Source organism: Escherichia sp. B1147, assembly GCF_001660175.1.
Classification (GTDB): Bacteria; Pseudomonadota; Gammaproteobacteria; order Enterobacterales; family Enterobacteriaceae; genus Escherichia; species Escherichia whittamii.
Genome location: NZ_LFHY01000011.1, coordinates 57201 through 80652 on the forward strand (window position 1 = coordinate 57201; position 23452 = coordinate 80652).

General features: G+C 50.8%; 18 protein-coding genes. 8 read left to right on the forward strand and 10 right to left on the reverse strand.

The genetic code is table 11. The features are described 5' to 3' along the window. Nucleotides 1-74: 74 nt before the first annotated feature. Together A9180_RS09725 and gloC are read left to right on the forward strand one after the other, a co-directional pair. Entirely contained in the window at nt 75-623 is a 549-nt protein-coding gene (locus A9180_RS09725; protein WP_064528810.1) for a YcbK family protein, read from the forward strand. Between the two features lie 26 nt (nt 624-649). Next, a complete protein-coding gene (gene gloC, locus A9180_RS09730) occupies nt 650-1297 on the forward strand; it encodes a hydroxyacylglutathione hydrolase GloC (protein ID WP_064528359.1) in 648 nt (215 codons plus the stop codon). Between the two features lie 223 nt (nt 1298-1520). On the opposite strand, the gene aspC is transcribed toward gloC, so the two are convergent. From aspC to pncB, 4 genes are all read right to left on the reverse strand, one after another. Further along, entirely contained in the window at nt 1521-2711 is a 1191-nt protein-coding gene (gene aspC, locus A9180_RS09735; RefSeq protein WP_064528361.1) for an aspartate transaminase, read from the reverse strand. A gap of 183 nt (nt 2712-2894) precedes the next feature. Continuing rightward, nucleotides 2895-3965, reverse strand: coding sequence for a porin OmpF (ompF, locus tag A9180_RS09745; protein ID WP_077883511.1), 1071 nt, complete (start codon nt 3963-3965; stop codon nt 2895-2897). Between the two features lie 605 nt (nt 3966-4570). Further along, on the reverse strand, nt 4571-5971 hold the full coding sequence (gene asnS, locus A9180_RS09750; RefSeq protein ID WP_064528364.1) for an asparagine--tRNA ligase: 1401 nt from the start codon (nt 5969-5971) through the stop codon (nt 4571-4573). 168 nt (nt 5972-6139) lie between these two features. After that, nucleotides 6140-7342, reverse strand: coding sequence for a nicotinate phosphoribosyltransferase (gene pncB / locus A9180_RS09755; RefSeq protein WP_064528367.1), 1203 nt, complete (start codon nt 7340-7342; stop codon nt 6140-6142). Between the two features lie 265 nt (nt 7343-7607). On the opposite strand from pncB, the gene pepN reads away from it, so the two are divergent. Continuing rightward, complete coding sequence (gene pepN / locus A9180_RS09760; RefSeq protein WP_064528370.1) at nt 7608-10217, forward strand: aminopeptidase N; 2610 nt, start codon at nt 7608-7610, stop codon at nt 10215-10217. A 198-nt stretch (nt 10218-10415) separates the two neighbouring features. On the opposite strand, the gene ssuB is transcribed toward pepN, so the two are convergent. From ssuB to ssuE, 5 genes are read right to left on the reverse strand one after another with little or no spacing between them, the layout of a single operon-like run. Continuing rightward, nucleotides 10416-11183, reverse strand: coding sequence for an aliphatic sulfonates ABC transporter ATP-binding protein (gene ssuB / locus A9180_RS09770; protein ID WP_064528373.1), 768 nt, complete (start codon nt 11181-11183; stop codon nt 10416-10418). Then, nucleotides 11180-11971, reverse strand: coding sequence for an aliphatic sulfonate ABC transporter permease SsuC (ssuC, locus tag A9180_RS09775; protein ID WP_064528376.1), 792 nt, complete (start codon nt 11969-11971; stop codon nt 11180-11182). Before ssuC ends, ssuB begins: the two co-directional genes overlap by 4 nt. An 11-nt stretch (nt 11972-11982) precedes the next feature. After that, a complete protein-coding gene (ssuD, locus tag A9180_RS09780; protein WP_064528378.1) occupies nt 11983-13128 on the reverse strand; it encodes an FMNH2-dependent alkanesulfonate monooxygenase in 1146 nt (381 codons plus the stop codon). Then, nucleotides 13125-14084, reverse strand: coding sequence for an aliphatic sulfonate ABC transporter substrate-binding protein SsuA (ssuA, locus tag A9180_RS09785; RefSeq protein WP_064528380.1), 960 nt, complete (start codon nt 14082-14084; stop codon nt 13125-13127). The genes ssuD and ssuA overlap by 4 nt, the downstream gene beginning before the upstream one ends. Further along, nucleotides 14077-14652, reverse strand: coding sequence for an NADPH-dependent FMN reductase (gene ssuE / locus A9180_RS09790; RefSeq protein WP_064528382.1), 576 nt, complete (start codon nt 14650-14652; stop codon nt 14077-14079). The genes ssuA and ssuE overlap by 8 nt, the downstream gene beginning before the upstream one ends. A gap of 236 nt (nt 14653-14888) precedes the next feature. Here ssuE and pyrD point away from each other — a divergent pair, with 236 nt between their 5' ends. Both pyrD and zapC read left to right on the forward strand, forming a co-directional pair. Next, nucleotides 14889-15899: a quinone-dependent dihydroorotate dehydrogenase gene (gene pyrD / locus A9180_RS09795; RefSeq protein WP_064528384.1), complete on the forward strand. Its 1011-nt coding sequence runs from the start codon at nt 14889-14891 to the stop codon at nt 15897-15899. A gap of 173 nt (nt 15900-16072) precedes the next feature. Next, on the forward strand, nt 16073-16615 hold the full coding sequence (zapC, locus tag A9180_RS09800; protein ID WP_064528385.1) for a cell division protein ZapC: 543 nt from the start codon (nt 16073-16075) through the stop codon (nt 16613-16615). On the opposite strand, the gene ycbX is transcribed toward zapC, so the two are convergent. Next, a complete protein-coding gene (gene ycbX, locus A9180_RS09805; protein WP_064528387.1) occupies nt 16612-17721 on the reverse strand; it encodes a 6-N-hydroxylaminopurine resistance protein YcbX in 1110 nt (369 codons plus the stop codon). The two genes, zapC and ycbX, sit on opposite strands and share 4 nt — an antisense overlap. A gap of 242 nt (nt 17722-17963) precedes the next feature. On the opposite strand from ycbX, the gene rlmKL reads away from it, so the two are divergent. The 3 genes from rlmKL (at nt 17964) to pqiA (ending at nt 23448) form a co-directional block, all read left to right on the forward strand. Continuing rightward, complete coding sequence (gene rlmKL, locus A9180_RS09810) at nt 17964-20072, forward strand: bifunctional 23S rRNA (guanine(2069)-N(7))-methyltransferase RlmK/23S rRNA (guanine(2445)-N(2))-methyltransferase RlmL (RefSeq protein WP_064528388.1); 2109 nt, start codon at nt 17964-17966, stop codon at nt 20070-20072. An 11-nt stretch (nt 20073-20083) separates the two neighbouring features. Then, entirely contained in the window at nt 20084-21991 is a 1908-nt protein-coding gene (locus A9180_RS09815) for an ABC transporter ATP-binding protein (RefSeq protein WP_064528391.1), read from the forward strand. Nucleotides 21992-22194: 203 nt separating this feature from the next. Continuing rightward, nucleotides 22195-23448: a membrane integrity-associated transporter subunit PqiA gene (pqiA, locus tag A9180_RS09820; RefSeq protein ID WP_064528393.1), complete on the forward strand. Its 1254-nt coding sequence runs from the start codon at nt 22195-22197 to the stop codon at nt 23446-23448. Nucleotides 23449-23452 lie beyond the last annotated feature (4 nt).

Here is a 23452-nt window from a genome sequence, read left to right on the forward strand (position 1 = left end):
ATGGGCGGTTAAGGTGCCTCTTGTGCGCCAGAAGTGCATATAAACGATAACATTGACCTGTAGACTTGATTATCATGGACAAATTCGACGCTAATCGCCGCAAACTGCTGGCGCTTGGTGGCGTTGCACTTGGTGCCGCCATCCTGCCGACGCCTACATTTGCGACACTCTCTACCCCACGTCCGCGCATTTTGACACTTAACAATCTTCATACTGGAGAGTCAATTAAGGCGGAGTTTTTCGATGGCAGAGGCTATATTCAGGAAGAATTGGCAAAACTAAACCATTTTTTCCGCGATTTCCGCGCGAACAAAATAAAGTCCATCGACCCAGGATTATTCGACCAGTTATATCGCCTGCAAGGGTTGTTAGGCACTCGCAAACCGGTACAGCTCATTTCCGGCTACCGTTCTATTGATACCAATAATGAATTACGCGCCCACAGCCGTGGAGTAGCAAAGAAAAGCTATCACACTAAAGGGCAGGCGATGGATTTCCATATTGAAGGTATTGCGTTAAGCAATATACGCAAAGCAGCGTTATCTATGCGCGCAGGTGGTGTAGGATATTACCCACGCAGTAACTTTGTGCATATTGATACCGGGCCAGCGCGGCACTGGTAACAATCGCTTAACGAAACAGGGGCAGTATGAACTATCGTATTATTCCGGTCACCGCATTTTCCCAGAACTGTTCACTGATCTGGTGTGAGCAAACTCGCCTGGCCGCACTGGTCGATCCTGGCGGCGATGCGGAAAAAATTAAACAGGAAGTTGACGCCAGCGGCCTGACGCTAATGCAGATCCTACTGACGCATGGCCATCTGGACCACGTTGGCGCAGCGGCGGAACTGGCACAACACTACGGCCTGCCAGTGCTTGGCCCGGAAAAAGAAGATGAGTTCTGGCTGCAAGGCTTGCCTGCGCAGAGTCGCATGTTTGGCCTGGAAGAGTGTCAGCCATTAACACCAGATCGCTGGCTGAATGAAGGCGACACTATCAGCATAGGGAATGTGACTTTACAGGTGTTACATTGCCCAGGGCATACGCCAGGCCATGTGGTTTTCTTTGATAATCAGGCAAAACTGTTGATTTCTGGCGACGTCCTTTTCAAAGGCGGAGTAGGGCGTAGCGACTTCCCGCGTGGCGACCATAATCAACTGGTTGCCTCTATCAAGGATAAACTGCTGCCACTTGGTGATGACGTGACGTTTATACCTGGTCACGGGCCGTTATCAACTCTCGGTTATGAACGGTTGCATAACCCCTTCCTGCAAGACGAAATGCCCGTCTGGTAAAGGCGCATAAAAAAGCCCGCTTTCGAAGCGGGCCTGGATTTCTGGCTAAGTGCGCTTTGTTTATGCCGGATGCGGCGCGAGCACCTTATCCGGCTTACAAAATCGTGCAAATTCAAAATATTGCAGGAGCCGCGTAGGCCTGATAAGCGTAGCGCATCAGGCAATGTTGCGTTTGTCATCAGTCTCAGCCCGGTTTCGAAGCGGGCTTCAGTGGTTTTAACGCTTACAGCACAGCCACAATCGCTTCACACAGCGGCGCCATGTTATCTGGCGTCATTCCGGCTACGTTCACTCGACCAGAAGCAACTGCATACACGGCAAACTCTTCACGCAGACGCAGTACCTGTTCTTTAGTCAGGCCACTGAAAGAGAACATACCATTCTGTTTGATGATAAAGCTAAAGTCGCGGTTTGCGCCTTTCTCCTGCAGCGTATTAACGAACAACTGACGCATACGCTGAATACGCTGGCGCATATCGGTCAGCTCTTGTTCCCAGATAGCACGCAAAGCTTCGTTGCTCAGGATTGTGGCAACAACCGAAGCCCCGTGAGCCGGTGGGTTAGAATAGTTTGCGCGAATTACTGCTTTCATCTGGCTGAATGCACGATCGACAGTTTCACTGTCTGCGGCAACCAGGGTGCAGGCGCCAACGCGTTCGTTGTACAGGCCAAAGTTCTTAGAGTAGGAACTGGCGACGATCAGCTCTTTATGCAGAGCCGCGAAAGCGCGCAGACCTTCAGCATCCTCTTCCAGACCACGGGCGAACCCCTGGTAAGCGAAGTCAAATAGCGGCAGCCAGCCTTTCTCAACAGAAAGTTGCGCCAGTGTTTGCCATTGCTCCAGTGTAGGATCGATGCCGGTAGGGTTATGACAGCAACCGTGGAACAGGACGACGTCACCAGCCTGAGCTTCGTTAAGACTGTTAACTAAAGCGTCGAAGTCCAGAGTGTGATTTTCCGCATCATAATAAGCGTATTCACGAACTTCCAGACCCGCAGAGTTAAATACGCTCTTATGGTTTGGCCAGCTTGGGTTGCTCACCCAAACACGCTTAACGCTGGTATTTTTTGCCAGGAAATCGGCTGCTACACGTAATGCACCGGTACCACCTGGGGTCTGGGCTGTACGTGCGCGTTTGTCATTGATTAAGGCGCTGCCTTTACCAAACAGCAGTTCCTGAGTGCAATGACCAAATTCAGGAATACCGTCAATGCCGAGGTAGTTTTTGGTGGTTTCATTTTCGAGCAGATACTGTTCAGCCTTTTTAACGCTGGTCAATACCGGGGTTTTGCCCGTCTCATCTTTATAGACACCAATCCCGAGGTTAATTTTGCCGGGACGTTCATCGGCACGAAACAGATCGGCCAGGCCCAGAATCGGGTCGGCAGGAGCGGCGGTAATGTTCTCAAACATGACGAGGTTCCATTATGGTTACAGAAGGGAAGTCCGCTATCAGGGTAACGGGAGATTTACAAAATTCCAACTATTACTGATGAAAACGCAGGCTGTTTTTTCAAGACGTGAGATTGCTCTGGAAGGCATAAAAAAACAGGACCAAAGTCCTGTTTTTTCGGCATTTAACAAAGAGGTCTGCTATTAGAACTGGTAAACGATACCTACAGCAACGGTGTCGTCAGAACCTACACCCAGTGCGTTGTCAGAATCGATCTGGTTGATGATGTAGTCAACATAGGTGGACATGTTTTTGTTGAAGTAGTAGGTTGCGCCCACTTCAACGTAGTTCACCAGATCAACATCACCGATGCCTTCTACGTCTTTCGCTTTAGATTTGGTGTAAGCGATGGATGGACGCAGGCCAAAGTCAAACTGGTATTGCGCAACTAACAGAACGTCTTGCGTTTTGTTGGCAAAGCCGCCAGTGATCGGGGTGGCGTTACGGGTTTCACCGTAGTTCGCTGCCAGGTAGATGTTATTTGCATCATACTTCAGGCCAGTTGCCCACTGTTCAGCTTTTTTACCCTGGCCAAGAGGTTGAGCTTCTTGCAGGTTAGTGCGGTCAGCAGCACCATAAGCACCAACGATACCAAAGCCTTCGAATTCGTAGCTGATGGAACCGCCAACACCGTCGCCGTTAGAACGTCGTGCAGTGTCACGCTCGTTTTTACCCAGGTACTGAACAGCGAAGTTCAGGCCATCAACCAGACCAAAGAAATTGGAGTTACGGTAGGTAGCAACGCCGCCTACACGACCTACGAAGAAGTCATCGCTGTATGCGGTATCACCACCGAACTCTGGCAGCATATCGGTGTAGCCCAGTGCGTCATAAACAACACCGTAATTACGACCGTAATCGAAAGAACCTACGTCAGCGTATTTCAGACCAGCGAATGCCAGACGGGTTTTGTTGCCAGTTTGAGCGTCGGCACCTTCAGAGTTGTTACCCTGGAAGTTGTATTCCCACTGACCGTAACCGGTCAGATCGGAATTGATTTGAGTTTCCCCTTTAAAACCAAGACGGGCATAGGTCATGTCGCCATTGCCACCGTAACTGTTTTCACCGTTATCCTTGGAAAAATAATGCAGACCGACAGCTTTACCGTACAGATCTACTTTGTTGCCGTCTTTGTTATAGATTTCTGCAGCGTTTGCAGTACCTGCTACTAACAGAGCAGGGACAATCACTGCCAGAATATTGCGCTTCATCATTATTTATTACCCTCATGGTTTTTTTTATAACACCTGCCACTGCCGCCAATAAATTCTGTCAATGAATCTTTACGGAACTATTGATGAGAGTTTGGTGTTTTATGTATCTGCAGGCATCTTTCCATTCAAACTAACGTTTCGCTACCGTGAAAGTGCTACAAAGATAAAGATATAGTTACAAAAAGAAAAAATGTGTAACAATAAGTAAAATTTAAGGAACTTTGTGAACGCCGTCATATTTCCATTGGGCTTTCATGATATTTGCAGTGAATTTTATCTATTTATATGATTTCCTTATATTTAAATTAACTAAACGGAAATTTTCTTTCTGATGATTTCTCCTTGCCGTTTCACTGAATCACTCTTTCAGGCGTCCAGAAAGCCAAAAATAAGTATAAAAATTGTGCTATCAGCTAAGAAATTGCTAATCCGCAATAAGTCTGTGGGTTAATTTTTTGTTCGCAAATATTTCAAAGAAATATTCCGTAACAGGAAGAGGGGCCTTGAGGGGTTGCAAATAGATTGATTGACTTAACAAACAGATAACTTGACAGAAGAGAATAAAAAAAGAGCCAGCGAGTGTGCTGGCTCTTTCAGGAAGTGAATTAGAAGCTGGCGTTACGCGGAGTACGAGGGAAAGGAATCACGTCACGCACGTTCTGTACACCGGTCACGTAGGCAATCAGGCGTTCAAAGCCAAGACCGAAACCGGAATGTGGAACAGTACCGTAGCGGCGTAGATCGCGATACCACCAGTAATCTTCTTTGTTCAGGCCCATCTCCAGCATGCGCTCGTCCAGCACGTCCAGACGCTCTTCACGCTGCGAACCACCAATGATCTCACCGATACCCGGCGCCAGAACGTCCATTGCGGCAACGGTTTTACCGTCTTCGTTAAGGCGCATATAGAACGCTTTAATGTCTTTCGGATAGTTTTTCACCACTACAGGTGCTTTAAAGTGTTCTTCCGCCAGATAACGCTCATGTTCGGAAGAGAGATCTACACCCCAGTAAACCGGGTTTTCAAATTTCTTACCGCAGTTTTCAAGAATGGTGACCGCTTCGGTGTAATCAACCTGGGCGAAGTCTGCTTCAATGAAACGTTCCAGGCGGCTAACAGCATCTTTGTCCACGCGTTCAGCGAAGAATTTCATGTCGTCAGCACGTTCTTCGAGAACTGCTTTGAAGACATATTTCAGCATTGCTTCAGCCAGACCGGCGATATCGTTCAGGTTAGCAAACGCGACTTCTGGCTCCAGCATCCAGAATTCCGCCAGGTGACGGCTGGTGTTGGAGTTTTCAGCACGGAAAGTCGGGCCGAAGGTATAAATTTTCGACAGCGCACAGGCATAGGTTTCGCCGTTCAACTGACCAGATACGGTCAGGAAAGACTCTTTACCAAAGAAGTCTTTATCGAAATCGACTTTGCCCTGATCGTTGCGTGGCAGGTTTTCCAGATCCAGCGTTGAAACGCGGAACATTTCGCCAGCACCTTCGGTATCGGACGCGGTAATAAGCGGCGTAGAAACCCAGAAGAATCCCTGCTCGTTAAAGAAGCGATGCAGCGCCTGCGCCAGCGTGTGGCGAACGCGCGCGACTGCGCCAATCAGGTTAGTGCGCGGACGCAGGTGAGCGACTTCACGCAGATATTCGATGCTGTGGCGTTTTGCTGCCATCGGGTAAGTGTCTGGATCTTCAACCCAACCAGCTACCTCAACCTTGCAGGCCTGAATTTCAAATTGTTGTCCCTGGCCTGGCGACGCCACGACTTTACCCGTCACAATGACCGAGCAACCGGTAGTCAGACGCAGTACGTCTTCATTGTAATTGGGCAGAGAATTATTGATGACAGCCTGTACAGGATCAAAGCAGGAACCGTCATAAACGGCGAGGAAGGAGATGCCAGCTTTTGAATCTCGGCGGGTACGTACCCATCCGCGCACGGTGACTTCGCTGTCAACGGCTACGCGGCCCTGGAGTACGTCGGCTACAGGCACAACGCTCATAATATTCTCTCTGTTAATAGTCGGAAAAAATAAACACTTGTCCACCCGTCAGTGGGGGGATACCTATGTTACCTGGCATCTGCAATCAGACAAGCAGAATTCGCAGATGCGGCGAAAGATTTCAGAATAAAAGGCAAAAAAGGGAGCCGCGGTGGCTCCCTGATGACATTAACTGGCTTTTTTAATATGCGGAAGGTCGAACGCTTTGCGTAGCGCGCGGACAAATGCTTTGTCATGGCAGATAGTTTTGCCAGGACTGTCAGAAAGTTTTGCCACCGGTTTACCGTTACACTCCACCAGTTTAATCACGATATTCAAGGGTTTTACCTGAGGAATATCACAGGTCAGGCGTGTACCAATGCCAAAACTTAATTGCACGCGAGAAGAGAAGTGGCGATAAAGCTCAACCGCTTTAGGTAAATCCAGATTGTCGGAGAAAACCAGTATTTTGCTTTGCGGGTCAATCCCTAGTTTCTCATAATGTGCAATCGCTTTTTCGCCCCATTCTACCGGATCGCCAGAGTCATGACGCAAGCCCTGATAGCGGCTGGCAAACTCCACGCCGAAATCACGTAAGAATGCATCCATCGTAATACAGTCGGTTAACGCAATCCCCAGTTGATCAGGATATTCTTCCAGCCAGGCAGCAAGAGCGGCACGTTGGCTATTGGCAAGAACTGGGCTAATTTGCTGGTGTGCCTGGAACCATTCATGCGCCTGTGTTCCCATCGGCGTAAGGGAAAGACGACGTGCCAGATCGTAATTACTGGTGCCAACGAACCACTTTTCCTGTTGCAGGCGTTTAACGATACTTTCCTGGACTTCACGGGAGAAGCGGCGGCGAGTGCCGAAATCCATCAGATGGAAGCGCGACATATCAAGATCGGCGGTTAACGCCGAGAAGTTGGCTAATTTGCTTTCCAGAGTGTCGAGGGCTTGCGCAACGTCGGCCTGCGGTGAGCGATAGTGATGTACCAGCTCACTAATGACCGCCAGCAAAGGAACTTCCCATAGGATGACTTCACGCCACGGACCGCTTAAACGAATATCCAGCTTACCGTTATCGTTGGTAACAGTGACTTGTTCCGGATTAAAGCGGAATTCACGCAGCCAGTCGAGATAGTCGGCTTTAAAGAAAGGCAGGGCAGAGAGCCACTGATATTCATCATCCCGCAGGCACAAGTTTTCCATCGCCTGAACCTGTTCACGAATAGCATCGGCATAAATACCCAGCAGATCGTCACCACGGCAACGAAACTCCGCCGCGACATGCACATCATAGTAGTGATGAAACACGGCTTGCTGCATATGCAACTTATAAGCATCTGTATCCAGCAACGAGTGCAGAACAGGAGAAGCGAATTGTGTCATAGGTGCGCAGTAGCGTCCTCTTACGGGAGCGTTTAGTACAATAAACATCTTAGGAAACTGCTGGAGTATACCTTGTTTCGCAATTTATTGAACCCCGATCACACCATATGCCACCTTTATGGTCGATAGCATTGCGCTCTGTATGTTATACAAATGTAGCAATAAAAGCGTTTGTACCTGAAAAGATGAAGATTCTGCGTAGCGAGATTTTCGCAACAGGAATAGACTGAACTCCAGACTCTATAAAAAATGCTAAAGGTTATTTATGACTCAACAGCCACAAGCCAAATACCGTCACGATTATCGTGCGCCGGATTACCAGATTACTGATATTGACTTGACCTTTGACCTGGACGCGCAAAAGACGGTAGTTACCGCAGTCAGCCAGGCTGTCCGTCATGGTGCATCAGATGCACCGCTTCGTCTTGATGGCGAAGATCTTAAACTGGTTTCTATTCATATTAATGATGAGCCGTGGACCGCCTGGAAAGAAGAAGGCGCGCTGGTCATCAGTAATTTACCGGAGCGTTTTACGCTCAAGATTGTTAATGAAATTAGCCCAGCAGCGAATACTGCGCTGGAGGGGCTTTATCAGTCAGGCGATGCGCTTTGCACCCAGTGCGAGGCCGAAGGTTTCCGCCATATTACGTACTATCTCGATCGCCCGGACGTGCTGGCGCGCTTTACGACTAAAATTGTTGCCGATAAAACCAAATATCCGTTCCTGCTTTCCAATGGTAACCGCGTTGCGCAAGGGGAGCTGGAAGATGGACGTCACTGGGTGCAGTGGCAGGATCCATTCCCGAAACCGAGCTATCTGTTTGCGCTGGTAGCGGGTGACTTCGACGTGCTGCGCGAGACCTTCACCACGCGTTCTGGTCGCGAAGTGGCACTGGAGCTGTATGTCGATCGCGGCAACCTCGATCGCGCGCCGTGGGCGATGACCTCGCTGAAAAATTCCATGAAGTGGGATGAAGAACGTTTCGGTCTGGAGTATGACCTCGACATCTATATGATCGTCGCGGTAGATTTCTTCAACATGGGCGCGATGGAGAATAAAGGACTGAATATCTTTAACTCCAAGTATGTACTGGCGCGCACCGACACCGCAACCGACAAAGATTATCTCGATATTGAACGCGTTATTGGTCACGAATATTTCCACAACTGGACTGGTAACCGTGTGACCTGTCGTGACTGGTTCCAGCTTAGTCTGAAAGAAGGTTTAACGGTGTTCCGAGATCAGGAGTTCAGTTCTGATCTCGGTTCCCGCGCGGTTAACCGGATCAACAATGTGCGCACCATGCGCGGATTGCAGTTTGCGGAAGATGCCAGCCCGATGGCGCACCCAATCCGCCCAGACATGGTTATTGAGATGAACAACTTCTACACCCTGACCGTTTACGAGAAGGGCGCGGAAGTAATTCGTATGATCCACACTCTGCTTGGCGAAGAAAACTTCCAGAAAGGGATGCAGCTTTATTTCGAGCGCCATGATGGCAGTGCAGCGACCTGCGACGATTTCGTTCAGGCGATGGAAGACGCGTCGAATGTCGATCTCTCGCATTTCCGCCGTTGGTACAGCCAGTCCGGTACGCCAGTTGTGACCGTCAAAGACGACTACAATCCAGAAACTGAGCAGTACACGCTGACCATCAGCCAGCGTACGCCAGCCACGCCGGATCAGGCAGAAAAACAGCCGTTGCATATTCCGTTTGCCATCGAACTGTATGATAACGAAGGTAAAGTGATCCCGTTGCAGAAAGGCGGTCATCCGGTGAATTCCGTGCTGAATGTTACTCAGGCGGAACAGACCTTTGTTTTTGATAATGTCTACTTCCAGCCGGTGCCTGCGCTGCTGTGCGAATTCTCCGCGCCGGTGAAACTGGAATATAAGTGGAGCGATCAGCAACTGACCTTCCTGATGCGTCATGCGCGTAATGATTTCTCCCGTTGGGATGCGGCGCAAAGTCTGCTGGCAACGTATATCAAGCTGAACGTCGTCCGTTATCAACAAGGTCAGCCATTGTCTTTACCAGTGCATGTTGCTGATGCTTTCCGCGCGGTGCTGCTCGATGAGAAAATCGACCCGGCGTTGGCGGCAGAAATACTGACGCTGCCTTCCGTAAATGAAATGGCGGAACTGTTCGATATCATCGACCCGATTGCCATTGCTGAAGTGCGCGAAGCACTCACCCGTACACTAGCGACTGAACTGGCGGATGAGTTGCTGGCAATCTATAACGCGAATTACCAGAGCGAGTACCGCGTTGAGCATGAAGATATTGCGAAACGTACGCTGCGTAACGCCTGCCTGCGCTTCCTCGCTTTTGGTGAAACGCATCTGGCTGACGTGTTGGTGAGCAAGCAGTACCATGAAGCGAACAATATGACCGATGCGCTGGCGGCGCTCTCTGCGGCGGTTGCTGCGCAGTTGCCATGCCGTGACAAGTTGATGCAGGAATACGACGACAAGTGGTATCAGGACGGTCTGGTGATGGATAAATGGTTTATCCTGCAAGCCACCAGCCCGGCGGCGAATGTGCTGGATACCGTGCGAGGCCTGTTGCAGCATCGCTCATTTACCATGAGTAACCCGAACCGTATTCGTTCGTTGATTGGTGCATTTGCGGGCAGCAACCCGGCAGCGTTCCATGCTGAAGATGGCAGCGGTTATCAGTTCCTGGTAGAAATGCTCACCGATCTCAATAGCCGTAACCCGCAGGTGGCTTCGCGTTTGATTGAGCCGCTGATTCGCCTGAAACGTTATGATGCCAAACGTCAGGAGAAAATGCGTGCGGCGCTGGAACAGCTGAAAGGGCTGGAAAATCTCTCTGGCGATCTGTACGAGAAGATAACTAAAGCACTGGCTTGATACAAATATGCCTGATGCGACGCTTGACGCGTCTTATCAGGCCTTCAAACCCATTGAAATTGCTGGTTTTGTAGGCCGGATAAGGCGTTCACGCCGCATCTGGCAACCGTGCCCAACTGCCTGATGCGATGCTTGACGCGTCTTATCAGGCCTACAAGCCCGTTGAAAATGCTGGTTTTGTGCGCCGCATCCAGCATATTAACCATGACGCCGAATCGGTTGTTCAGAAAGTCCTCGCTGCATCACCCGCTGCAACACTTCCGCTTCAAGTTCTGCTAACCGTACCGACCCTAATCGGCGCGGACGGGGAATATCCACTGTCAAATCCAGCCCAATTTTTCCCTCTTCAATCAACAGCACCCGGTCAGCCATTGCTACCGCTTCGCTCACATCATGCGTCACCAGCAAAACGGTAAAGCCATGCTCCTGCCAAAGTGACACAATTAAATCCTGCATCTCCAGCCGCGTTAAGGCATCCAGCGCACCGAGTGGTTCATCAAGCAACAATAAACCAGGTCGATGAATCAACGCCCTTGCCAGCGCCACACGTTGTTTCTGCCCGCCAGAAAGCGCAGCAGGCCATTCTCCGGCACGATTTTCCAGCCCTACCGCAGCCAGCGCCTGACGCGCCGCATCGCGCCATTGGCCTTTAAGACCTAACCCAACGTTATCAATCACCGATTTCCATGGCAGCAGACGCGCATCCTGAAACATCATTCGCGTATCATCCTGAATCTCAGCCAGCGGTGTTGTGCCTGCCAGCACATCGCCTGCGGTTGGCATTTCCAGCCCAGCCAGCAGGCGCAGTAGGGTACTTTTACCGCCGCCACTGCGGCCCACTACCGCCACAAATTGACCTGCCGGAATATGCAAATCTAGTTGGTTCAGGACGATATTTTCCGCGTAATGTTTGCTTACTGCATTGAGCAGTAGCGGCGTACCCTGGTTCAGACGAGCAGTATTCATACAGTGGCTTCCTTCAGATGATAAGCCGGGTTCCAGCGCAGCCAGACGCGCTCCAGCAATTGCGCGCTGACGTCAGCAAGTTTGCCGAGCAGGGCGTAGAGAATAATGGCGACCACCACCACGTCCGTTTGCAGAAACTCCCGCGCATTCATCGCCAGATAACCAATGCCAGAATTAGCCGAAATGGTTTCAGCAACAATCAGCGTCAGCCACATCAAACCTAACGCGAAGCGCACGCCGACCATAATTGAGGGCAGTGCACCAGGCAGGATCACATGGATAAACAGCGGTAAGCCGGATAAGCCATAGCTACGTGCCATCTCCACCAGCCCGCGATCGATATTACGGATGCCGTGCCAGGTATTGATATAAATGGGGAATAGCGTGCCAAGCGCCACCAGGAAAATCTTTGCGGACTCATCAATACCAAACCACAAAATCACTAATGGAATCAGTGCCAGATGCGGTACGTTGCGCAACATCTGTATTGAAGTGTCCAGCAGTCGTTCACCCCAGCGCGACAGCCCACTAATCAGTCCCAGAATCAACCCCAGCGAGCCGCCAATTGAAAAGCCAATCAGCGCCCGCCAGGAACTGATCGCCAGATGCTGCCACAGTTCGCCGCTGGCGGAGAGCGTCCAGAACGCCGCTACCACCCCTTCCGGAGAGGGCAAAATACGTGTCGACAGCCAGCCAACTGAGGAGGCCAGTTGCCACACCGCCACGATGCCCACCGGTAAAAACCAGGGGGCAACGCGCAATAACCACTTCTTCACTGGCGTTGCCATCATTTTATTCCTTAGCTTTGCGCGACGTTACGTGGGATGAACTCATTCGCTACCGCTTCACCTTGTAGACTTAGTGGCTGCGGCTGGGAAATTTCCGGGATGGCAACATCCAGATGTGGGAATAGCAACTCGCCGACCCGATACGCTTCTTCCAGATGCGGATAACCAGAAAGCACAAAGCTGTCGATGCCAAGCGCGGCGTATTCGTTGATTCGCGCGGCGACCGTAGGGCCATCGCCCACCAGCGCCGTCCCGGCACCGCCGCGTACTAAACCAACGCCCGCCCATAAATTGGGGCTGATCTCCAGATTGTCGCGCTTGCCATTATGCAGCGCTGCCATTCGCTGTTGACCCACGGAATCTGTCCGTGCAAAAGCGGCTTGTGCTCTGGCGATGGTGTCATCATCAAGATGGGAGATTAACCGTTCGGCGGCCTGCCACGCTTCATCGTTGGTTTCGCGCACAATCACATGCAGGCGAATACCGAAACGAATTTTGCGTCCATGTGCAGCCGCTTTTGCCCGTACTTGCTCGATCTTCTCTTTTACCAACTCAGGCGGTTCACCCCAGGTGAGATAGAGATCAACCTGTTCGGCGGCCAGATTCTGGGCGACGTCTGACGATCCGCCAAAGTAAAGAGGAGGATATGGCTGTTGAATCGGCGGAAAGAGCAGTTTGGCTCCGCGTACATGAATATGTTTGCCGTGGAAATCTACCGTCTCGCCCAGCAACAACCGCCGCCAGACCTGGGTAAATTCCGCCGAGGCCTCGTAGCGCTCGCTATGGTCGAGGAACACGCCGTCGCCTGCCAGCTCTTGCGGATCGCTGCCTGTGACCAGGTTAAACAACGCGCGTCCGTTAGAGAGACGGTCAAGTGTGGCGGCCTGGCGGGCGGCAACGGTAGGAGAGGTCACGCTGGGGCGCAGGGCGACAAGAAACTTCAGCCGCTGTGTTACCGGGATCATCGACGCCGCTACCAGCCACGCATCCTCACACGATCGCCCCGTCGGGATCAGCACGCCGGTAAAGCCAAGACGATCCGCCGCTTGCGCAATCTGTTGCAGATAACCATGATCAACCGGGCGTGAACTTTCTTCCGTTCCTAGATAACGACCGTCACCGTGCGTAGGTAAAAACCAGAACATATTCAGGCTCATAATTGTTTTCCTTCCAGTTGAGTGGGCTGCCAGATGCGCTGGCGAATATCGACTTTTTTCGGTACCAGACGGTTTTCATAAAACAGATCTGCTGTTTGCTGCTGTAAGGCAGCGACCCCGACGCTTACCGGTTTGATGGTGGTAATGGGGCGATGGTCAAGATACGAGGCAATCACTGGCGCAGGTAAGCCCATTGTTTTTGCCAGCAAGGCGATACTCTGTTCGCGCTTATTGCGGGTTAACGCATCGGCCTCGGTGAAGGTTTCCAGTACGCCCTGAATAAAGGTGCCGTTCTTCTCCGCATATGGACGAGCAGCAAGATAAAACGATCCTGTTTGATTGAGATCGGTGCCATCTTTCAGCACCCGCACGCCGCCCTGTAGCAATGCAGCGGAGTAGTAGGGATCCCAAATAGCCCAGGCATCGACGTTACCTTGCTGGAACGCGGCGCGGGCGTCGGCGGGCGTCAGGTAAGTGGGTTGGATATCGGTAAAATTAAGTCCGGCCTGGCGCAGTGCACGCAGCAGAAGGTTGTGTGAGCTGGAACCTTTCTGAAAGGCAACTTTGTGACCTTTGAGATCGGCTACGGTTTTGATCGGGCTGTTTTCTGGCACCAGAATCACTTCGGCTTTTGGCTTTGGCGGTTCGACGCCAACGTACAGCAGATCGGCCCCAGCGGCCTGAGCAAAGATTGGTGGAATATCACCCGTACTGCCCAGATCGATACTGCCGACGTTCAGCGCCTCCAGCATCTGCGGGCCAGCTGGGAATTCTACCCATGAAATTCTTGTTTGCGGATAGCGTTTTTCCAGTAGCTGGTGGCTTTTTGCCAGCACCATACCAATGCTGCCTTTCTGGTAGCCAATACGTAACGCTTCTGGAGACGGCTCCGCAGCAACCGCAAGTGTGGAGACGCTAAGTAATCCCACTAACGCTAGTTTAACGATGTTACGCATGGGCATTACCTCGCAGAGAAAGAAGATCAGGAACCTGAACATCACGGCGGTGAAGTGCCTGCCAGAAAGTTTCGAGCGCGGTATCGAGACGAGATTGCAGATTCGGCGTGAACTGTGGTTTGTGATGGTAATCAATCACCTGCGAGTCATCGGCAAACACGCCGTGCAGGATCTCCTGGGCTTTCAGTGCGCTTAGAACCGGTTTTAGTGCGTAATCAACTGCCAGTAGATGAGCCACCGTGCCGCCTGTCGCCAGGGGCAGCACGACTTTGCCTTGCAGAGCCCGTTCAGGTAGCAGGTCGAGGAGGGTTTTTAGCGCCCCGGAATAGGCGGCTTTATATACTGGTGTGGCGACAATCAGTCCGTCGGCTTCTTGTAACTGTTCGGTGAACGTTTTTAGTGCCGGACTATCGAAACGGGCATAGAGCAAATCTTCCGGGGTGAAGTTTTGCAAATTCCAGTGATAAACCTCCACATCCAGGCCATTTAGTTTTTCTCGCGCATATTCCAGCAAGGAACTTGAGCGAGAAGGAAAGCGAGGACTTCCTGCCAGGGTGATGACGCGCATATTCTCTCCTTATAACCAATTGTTCTTGTTTTGTTAACATTGATAACAATTTGCTCAGTCTGACAGAGGGCATTCGCGAGTCGAAATGATTTATCTGAAGAAGGAAAGCCAAAAAAAGCATAAAAAAAGCGCAATAAGAAAACGTTTGCTATTTATTGCCGCAGGTCAATTCCCTTTTGCTGCGAACTCGCACATAATACGCCCCCGGTTTGCACACCGGGAATCCAGGAGAGTTCATGTACTACCCCTTCGTTCGTAAAGCCCTTTTCCAGCTCGATCCAGAGCGCGCACACGAGTTTACTTTTCAGCAATTACGCCGCATCACCGGAACACCGTTTGAAGCGCTTGTTCGGCAAAATGTTGCAGCGAAGCCAGTTAACTGTATGGGACTGACTTTTAAAAACCCGCTTGGCCTGGCAGCCGGTCTTGATAAAGACGGAGAGTGTATTGATGCCCTTGGTGCAATGGGATTTGGATCGATCGAGATCGGTACGGTCACCCCGCGTCCACAACCAGGAAACGACAAACCGCGTCTTTTTCGCCTGGTAGAGGCTGAAGGTTTAATAAACCGTATGGGCTTTAATAACCTCGGCGTTGATAACCTCGTAGAGAACGTTAAAAAAGCCCACTACGACGGTGTTCTGGGAATCAATATCGGCAAAAATAAAGATACGCCGGTTGAGCAAGGCAAAGATGACTATCTGATTTGTATGGAAAAAATCTACGCCTATGCAGGATATATAGCCATCAATATTTCATCACCAAATACCCCGGGATTACGCACGCTGCAATATGGCGAAGCACTGGATGATTTATTAACGGCAATTAAAAATAAACAAAATGATCTGCACGCAACCCATCATAAATATGTACCAATAGCAGTGAAGATCGCGCCGGATCTTTCTGAAGAAGAGTTGATCCAGGTTGCCGATAGTTTAGTTCGCCATAATATTGATGGTGTCATTGCAACTAATACGACACTCGATCGTTCTTTGGTTCAGGGGATGAAAAATTGTGATCAGACCGGTGGCTTAAGTGGTCGTCCCTTACAATTAAAAAGTACGGAAATTATTCGTCGCTTGTCGCAGGAATTAAACGGCCGCTTACCGATTATTGGTGTTGGTGGTATTGACTCGGTAATTGCTGCTCGCGAGAAGATAGCTGCGGGAGCTTCTTTGGTGCAAATTTATTCCGGTTTTATTTTTAAAGGACCGCCGCTGATTAAAGAAATCGTTAACCATATCTAATTATTTCTTTCATTTTCTCTTTATAAGATAATCAGGGCTTTATTTTCAGCCCTGGTTGTTTTATATTCATTGCTGTTACTTATTTAGACATTTTGCACTTTTCTTGTTGAGGTTATTAAGCGAAGCAACAATGGAATATGTTGCAGTGGATTTATAGGGTAGAGGAGATGCATATGCGAATTAAACCAGACGATAATTGGCGTTGGTATTATGATGAAGAGCATGATCGAATGATGCTTGATTTAGCCAATGGCATGCTATTTCGCTCACGTTTTGCGCGCAAGATGTTGACACCAGACGCCTTTTCTCCAGCGGGATTCTGCGTTGATGACGCCGCGCTCTATTTCTCGTTTGAAGAAAAATGCCGCGACCTTAACTTATCAAAAGAACAAAAAGCTGAACTGGTGCTTAATGCGCTGGTGGCAGTTCGTTATCTCAAACCGCAAATGCCGAAAAGCTGGCATTTTGTTTCCCATGGTGAAATGTGGTCGCCAGTGCCGGGTGATGCAGCCTGTGTCTGGTTAAGCGACACCAATGAACAAGTCAGCCTGCTGGTTGTTGAATCTGGCGAAAATGCCGCGCTGTGCCTCCTTGCGCAGCCTTGTGTTGTCATCGCCGGTCGTGCCATGCAACTGGGCGACGCCATCAAAATTATGAATGACAGACTGAAACCTCATATGAGTTATGACAGCTTCAGCCTTGAACAAGCCGTTTAACCTTTCAGTTTCAATGCAGTCTTCGGCACACAACTACAGCAAAGAATTGTTCCATCGTCGCTCATAGCTGATTTCTTCAGCGGGGTGACTTCGCCTTCCAGAAGCTGAACCCGACAACTTCCGCATATGCCAGCACGGCAAGAATAGGGGATCCGAATCCCTTGATTTTCTAATTGTTCCAACAATACCTGTTGGTTATTACCGCGAAATGCCAGCCCTTGCCAGTCGATATCTACATTCGCATCCATTTGCTGCGTTGTCGGGAGAGTATCGTCTGCGGCTGCCGCGCCGTAGATTTTCGCCGGTGCAGTTGCAAGAATTTCCACTGCATCACCGACACGAATAACACCACTATTACGGGCAATTAAATTCTGGCCAAAATCGACATCGCCATTATCCTGGGCAGTGCGAAATGATTGCAGCGTTTTTAACGGTTCGCCAGCCGGGTGCTTTTGTCCTTTTTCCGGGCTGACAGTGGTGAAAATACAGCGGCTGCAGGGCTTAACCACATCAAACACCACATCGCCAATGCGAATCACTTTCCAGGTATCTTCTTCCCAGGCTGCCGCGCCGGAAACTACCAGATTGGGGCGAAATTGCTCCATTTTTACACTTGCCGGGCAGCGTTGCTGCACATCACGCAGGGAAGCTTCATTCGCGAGCAGATACGGATAGCCATCAGCAAACGACAAGGGTACAGTGTTATGGCGTTTTACGCGCCGCGTCATCTGCGGCCCTACCCAGCGCAATTGCACTTCACGGGAGAAAAAGCCGCTTAACCATTTGTTTATCTCATCTGGCGCAATGCGCGCAGTAAAATGGTTACCCCACACTTCGGTTGGGGCGTCCTGCATAGCGAAATCCGCAAAACGGATGTATGCGCTGCTGCCATCTGGTGCGGTGAGATGTAAGCCGTCATGCACGGGCGAAGGGGTAAAGCGCACCATCTGCGGAAACTGGCGGGCAGTAATAAACCTGCCGTCAGGTTCTGTGACCATAAAGATGCGATCGAAGGCCAGACCGCTGACATCAGCCAGAGCATGTGTCAGACCGATGCCGCGCATCGATTTAACAGGATGAATAAAAAGCCGGGTTAATGTCGTCACGGTGCGGTCCTCAAATGAAAATAAGCCCTCAACTTTATGACATGACGCGCTTATTAGCTATAATGCGCAACAATTTTCTTAGTGCCTATCCTATTAGGCTATTTTATTTGTCAGTTTAGCCCTGGGCAGTGCTCGAAATCCTCACGTACTTGTGTACGCTCCGGTTTCTCTGCGCTGTCCATGTCTAAACTGACTGCAACAATTACGCCTACTGCGGTAGGCCTTAGAGTAAAAGTGACGATATGAATTCTCTGTTTGCCAGTACGGCCCGTGGGCTGGAAGAGCTGTTAAAAACTGAACTCGAAAACCTGGGGGCCGTTGAATGCCAGGTGGTTCAGGGTGGGGTCCATTTCAAGGGCGACACGCGGCTTGTTTACCAGAGCCTGATGTGGAGCCGCCTGGCCTCGCGTATTATGTTGCCGCTGGGTGAGTGCAAGGTTTACAGCGACTTAGACCTTTATCTCGGCGTTCAGGCGATCAACTGGACAGAGATGTTTAATCCTGGCGCGACCTTTGCTGTCCACTTCAGCGGTCTGAATGACACCATCCGCAACAGCCAGTACGGCGCGATGAAAGTCAAAGATGCGATCGTTGATGCTTTCACCCGCAAAAATCTGCCGCGTCCGAATGTCGATCGCGATGCGCCGGATATCCGCGTGAACGTCTGGCTGAATAAAGAAACTGCCAGCATTGCTCTCGATTTAAGCGGTGACGGTTTGCATTTGCGCGGCTATCGTGATCGTGCTGGTATTGCGCCAATCAAAGAAACTCTGGCGGCGGCAATTGTGATGCGTTCCGGTTGGCAGCCAGGAACACCGTTGCTTGATCCGATGTGTGGTTCCGGTACGTTGCTGATTGAAGCGGCGATGCTGGCGACCGATCGCGCGCCAGGTTTGCACCGGGGACGCTGGGGCTTTAGCGGCTGGGCGCAACATGATGAAGCTATCTGGCAGGAAGTTAAAGCGGAAGCGCAAACCCGCGCCCGTAAAGGACTGGCCGAGTACAACTCTCATTTCTACGGTTCTGACAGCGATGCGCGGGTGATTCAACGTGCGCGCACTAACGCCCGTCTCGCGGGGATTGGCGAACTGATCACTTTTGAGGTGAAAGATGTTGCGCAACTGACCAATCCGCTACCCAAAGGGCCGTACGGTACAGTGTTGAGCAACCCGCCTTACGGCGAGCGTCTGGACAGCGAACCGGCGCTGATTGCGTTGCATAGTCTGCTGGGGCGGATTATGAAAAACCAGTTCGGCGGCTGGAATCTCTCTTTATTCAGTGCCTCGCCAGATCTGTTAAGTTGCCTACAGCTGCGTGCAGACAAACAGTACAAAGCGAAAAACGGTCCATTAGACTGTGTGCAGAAAAACTATCATGTAGCCGAAAGTACGCCGGACAGTAAACCGGCGATGGTAGCGGAAGACTATGCCAACCGTCTGCGTAAGAACCTCAAAAAGTTCGAGAAGTGGGCGCGTCAGGAAGGCATTGAATGCTACCGCCTGTATGACGCCGATCTACCGGAATACAACGTCGCCGTTGACCGCTACGCCGATTGGGTGGTGGTGCAGGAGTATGCGCCGCCGAAAACCATTGATGCGCACAAAGCGCGTCAACGTTTGTTCGATATTATCGCGGCGACCATTTCGGTACTTGGGATTGCGCCAAACAAACTGGTGCTGAAAACCCGTGAACGCCAGAAGGGCAAAAATCAGTACCAGAAATTGGGCGAGAAGGGCGAGTTTCTTGAAGTCACCGAATATAACGCTCATCTATGGGTGAACCTGACGGATTATCTTGATACTGGTTTGTTCCTCGATCACCGTATCGCCCGTCGTATGCTTGGTCAGATGAGCAAAGGCAAAGATTTCCTCAACCTGTTCTCCTATACCGGTAGCGCCACCGTGCACGCGGGATTAGGCGGCGCGCGCAGTACCACTACGGTGGATATGTCGCGTACCTATCTGGAGTGGGCAGAACGTAACCTGCGCCTTAACGGCTTAACCGGCCGTGCGCATCGCCTGATTCAGGCCGACTGCCTGGCGTGGTTGCGTGAGGCTAATGAACAGTTCGATCTGATATTTATCGATCCACCAACGTTCTCCAACTCGAAACGAATGGAAGATGCGTTTGATGTTCAGCGCGATCATCTGGCGCTAATGAAAGATTTGAAACGTCTGCTGCGCGCAGGTGGGACGATTATGTTCTCGAACAACAAACGTGGCTTCCGTATGGATCTCGACGGACTGGCGAAACTGGGACTGAAAGCACAAGAAATTACGCAAAAAACGCTCTCCCAGGATTTTGCCCGGAACCGCCAGATCCACAACTGCTGGCTGATTACCGCAGCCTGAAAGGAATAGTAATGTCATTAATCAGTATGCATGGCGCATGGCTGTCGTTCAGCGACGCGCCGCTTCTCGATAACGCAGAACTGCATATCGAAGATAACGAACGTGTTTGTCTGGTAGGCCGTAATGGCGCGGGCAAATCGACGTTAATGAAGATCCTCAATCGTGAACAGGGGCTGGATGACGGGCGCATCATTTACGAGCAAGATTTGATCGTAGCTCGTCTGCAACAGGATCCGCCGCGTAACGTTGAAGGCAGCGTTTATGATTTCGTTGCCGAAGGCATTGAGGAACAGGCCGAGTACCTGAAACGCTATCACGATATTTCGCGCCTGGTGATGAACGATCCGAGCGAGAAAAATCTCAACGAACTGGCGAAGGTGCAGGAGCTGCTGGATCACCATAACCTGTGGCAGTTGGAAAACCGCATCAACGAAGTACTGGCGCAGCTTGGGCTGGATCCTAACGTCGCGCTGTCGTCACTTTCCGGCGGCTGGTTGCGTAAAGCCGCATTAGGACGTGCGCTGGTGAGTAATCCGCGCGTGTTGCTGCTCGATGAACCGACTAACCACCTGGATATCGAAACCATCGACTGGCTGGAAGGTTTCCTCAAAACCTTCAATGGGACGATTATTTTTATCTCCCACGACCGCTCATTTATTCGCAATATGGCGACGCGCATTGTCGATCTCGATCGCGGCAAACTGGTGACCTATCCGGGGAATTACGACCAGTATCTGCTGGAAAAAGAAGAAGCACTGCGCGTGGAAGAACTGCAAAATGCCGAGTTTGATCGCAAACTGGCACAGGAAGAAGTGTGGATCCGTCAGGGGATCAAAGCTCGCCGTACCCGTAATGAAGGCCGCGTGCGCGCCCTGAAAGCAATGCGTCGCGAACGCGGTGAACGTCGCGAGGTAATGGGTACTGCAAAGATGCAGGTGGAAGAGGCCAGTCGCTCCGGTAAGATCGTTTTCGAAATGGAAGATGTTTGCTACCAGGTTGATGGTAAGCAACTGGTGAAAGACTTTTCCGCCCAGGTACTACGTGGCGACAAAATTGCCCTGATTGGTCCGAACGGCTGCGGCAAAACCACGTTGCTGAAACTGATGCTTGGTCAACTTCAGCCAGATAGCGGGCGGATTCACGTCGGCACTAAGCTGGAAGTGGCTTATTTCGACCAGCACCGCGCGGAACTCGATCCCGATAAAACGGTGATGGATAACCTTGCTGAAGGCAAGCAAGAGGTGATGGTTAACGGTAAACCGCGCCATGTGCTGGGCTATTTGCAGGACTTCCTGTTCCATCCGAAGCGGGCGATGACGCCGGTGCGCGCGCTCTCTGGCGGGGAACGTAACCGCCTGCTTTTGGCGCGTCTGTTCCTGAAACCCAGTAACTTACTGATCCTCGACGAACCAACCAACGATCTTGATGTTGAAACGCTGGAACTGCTTGAAGAGCTGATCGACAGCTACCAGGGCACGGTATTGCTGGTGAGTCACGATCGTCAGTTTGTCGATAATACCGTAACAGAGTGTTGGATCTTCGAAGGTGGCGGCGAAATTGGCCGTTATGTCGGCGGTTATCACGACGCGCGTGGACAGCAAGAACAGTATGTGGCGTTAAAACAGCCTGCGGTGAAAAAAAACGAAGAAGTGGCTGCGCCGAAAGCAGAAACTGTAAAACGCAGCAGTAGCAAACTAAGCTATAAATTGCAGCGCGAATTAGAACAGCTACCGCAACTGCTTGAAGATTTGGAAGCAAAACTGGAAGCCTTACAGGCGCAGGTGGCAGATGCCTCTTTCTTCAGCCAGCCCCATGAGCAGACGCAAAAAGTGCTCGCCGATATGGCAGCTGCGGAGCAGGAGCTGGAGCAGGCTTTTGAACGTTGGGAGTATCTTGAAGCGTTAAAAAATGGTGGCTGATCGCTAATTAGTTAAGTGAAAAGAGAGACTGCTGACAATGGCCAAATTGCCTGATGCGCTACGCTTATCTGGCCTGGGTGGAAACGTCAATTTATTGCGTTTCCACAACTTCCCTGAGCGGATAATGCGGTAGTTCAGCATCCGGCATAAAAGCGAGTGCTATGTCAGCATTCTGTAGAATAGCGCATCATTAAGGAGTACCAATGTGCGAACATCATCATGCCGCGAAGCACATCCTGTGCTCGCAGTGTGACATGCTGGTGGTTTTACCCCACCTTGAGCATGGTCAGAAGGCGGCATGCCCTCGGTGTGGCACAACGTTAACCGTTGCGTGGGATGCCCCTCGACAGCGTCCTACCGCTTATGCGTTGGCTGCACTGTTCATGCTGCTGCTGTCCAACCTGTTCCCTTTTGTGAATATGAACGTTGCGGGGGTAACCAGTGAGATTACGTTGCTGGAAATCCCGAGCGTACTATTTTCCGAGAACTATGCCAGCCTCGGTACTTTTTTCCTGTTGTTTGTGCAACTGGTCCCCGCGTTTTGCCTGATTACGATTTTACTGTTGGTGAATCGTGCGGAATTACCCGTTCGTTTAAAAGAACAACTGGGGCGGGTGCTTTTTCAGCTCAAAACCTGGGGAATGGCGGAGATTTTCCTTGCCGGTGTGTTAGTCAGCTTTGTCAAACTGATGGCTTACGGCAGCATTGGCGTGGGCAGTAGTTTTATTCCCTGGTGTTTGTTTTGTGTGCTGCAATTACGCGCCTTTCAATGCGTTGACCGTCGCTGGTTATGGGATGATATTGCCCCGATGCCAGAGCTTCGCCAGACGCTGAAACCCGGCATTACGGGAATACGCCAGGGGCTGCGCTCTTGCTCATGCTGTACGGCAATTCTTCCTGCCGATGAGCCAGTGTGTCCGCGCTGTGGCACCAAAGGATATGTTCGACGTAAAAACAGCCTGCAATGGACGTTGGCACTGCTTTTTACGTCGATCATGTTATATCTCCCGGCGAACATCTTACCCATTATGGTGACCGATTTTTTAGGTTCTAAGATGCCGTCGACCATTCTCGCCGGGGTTATCTTATTATGGAGCGAAGGCTCTTATCCGGTTGCCGCAGTCATCTTTTTAGCCAGTATTATGGTGCCGACTTTAAAGATGATCGCTATAGGCTGGCTTTGCTGGGACGCGAAAGGGCACGGCAAGCGTGATAGTGAAAGAATGCATTTGATTTACGAAGTTGTTGAGTTTGTAGGCCGCTGGTCAATGATTGACGTTTTCGTGATTGCGGTGCTCTCGGCGTTGGTGCGTATGGGAGGCTTAATGAGTATTTATCCGGCAATGGGTGCATTAATGTTTGCTTTAGTCGTCATAATGACAATGTTTTCTGCGATGACGTTTGATCCGCGTTTGTCGTGGGATCGTCAACCTGAACCAGAGCATGAGGAGTCCTGACAGT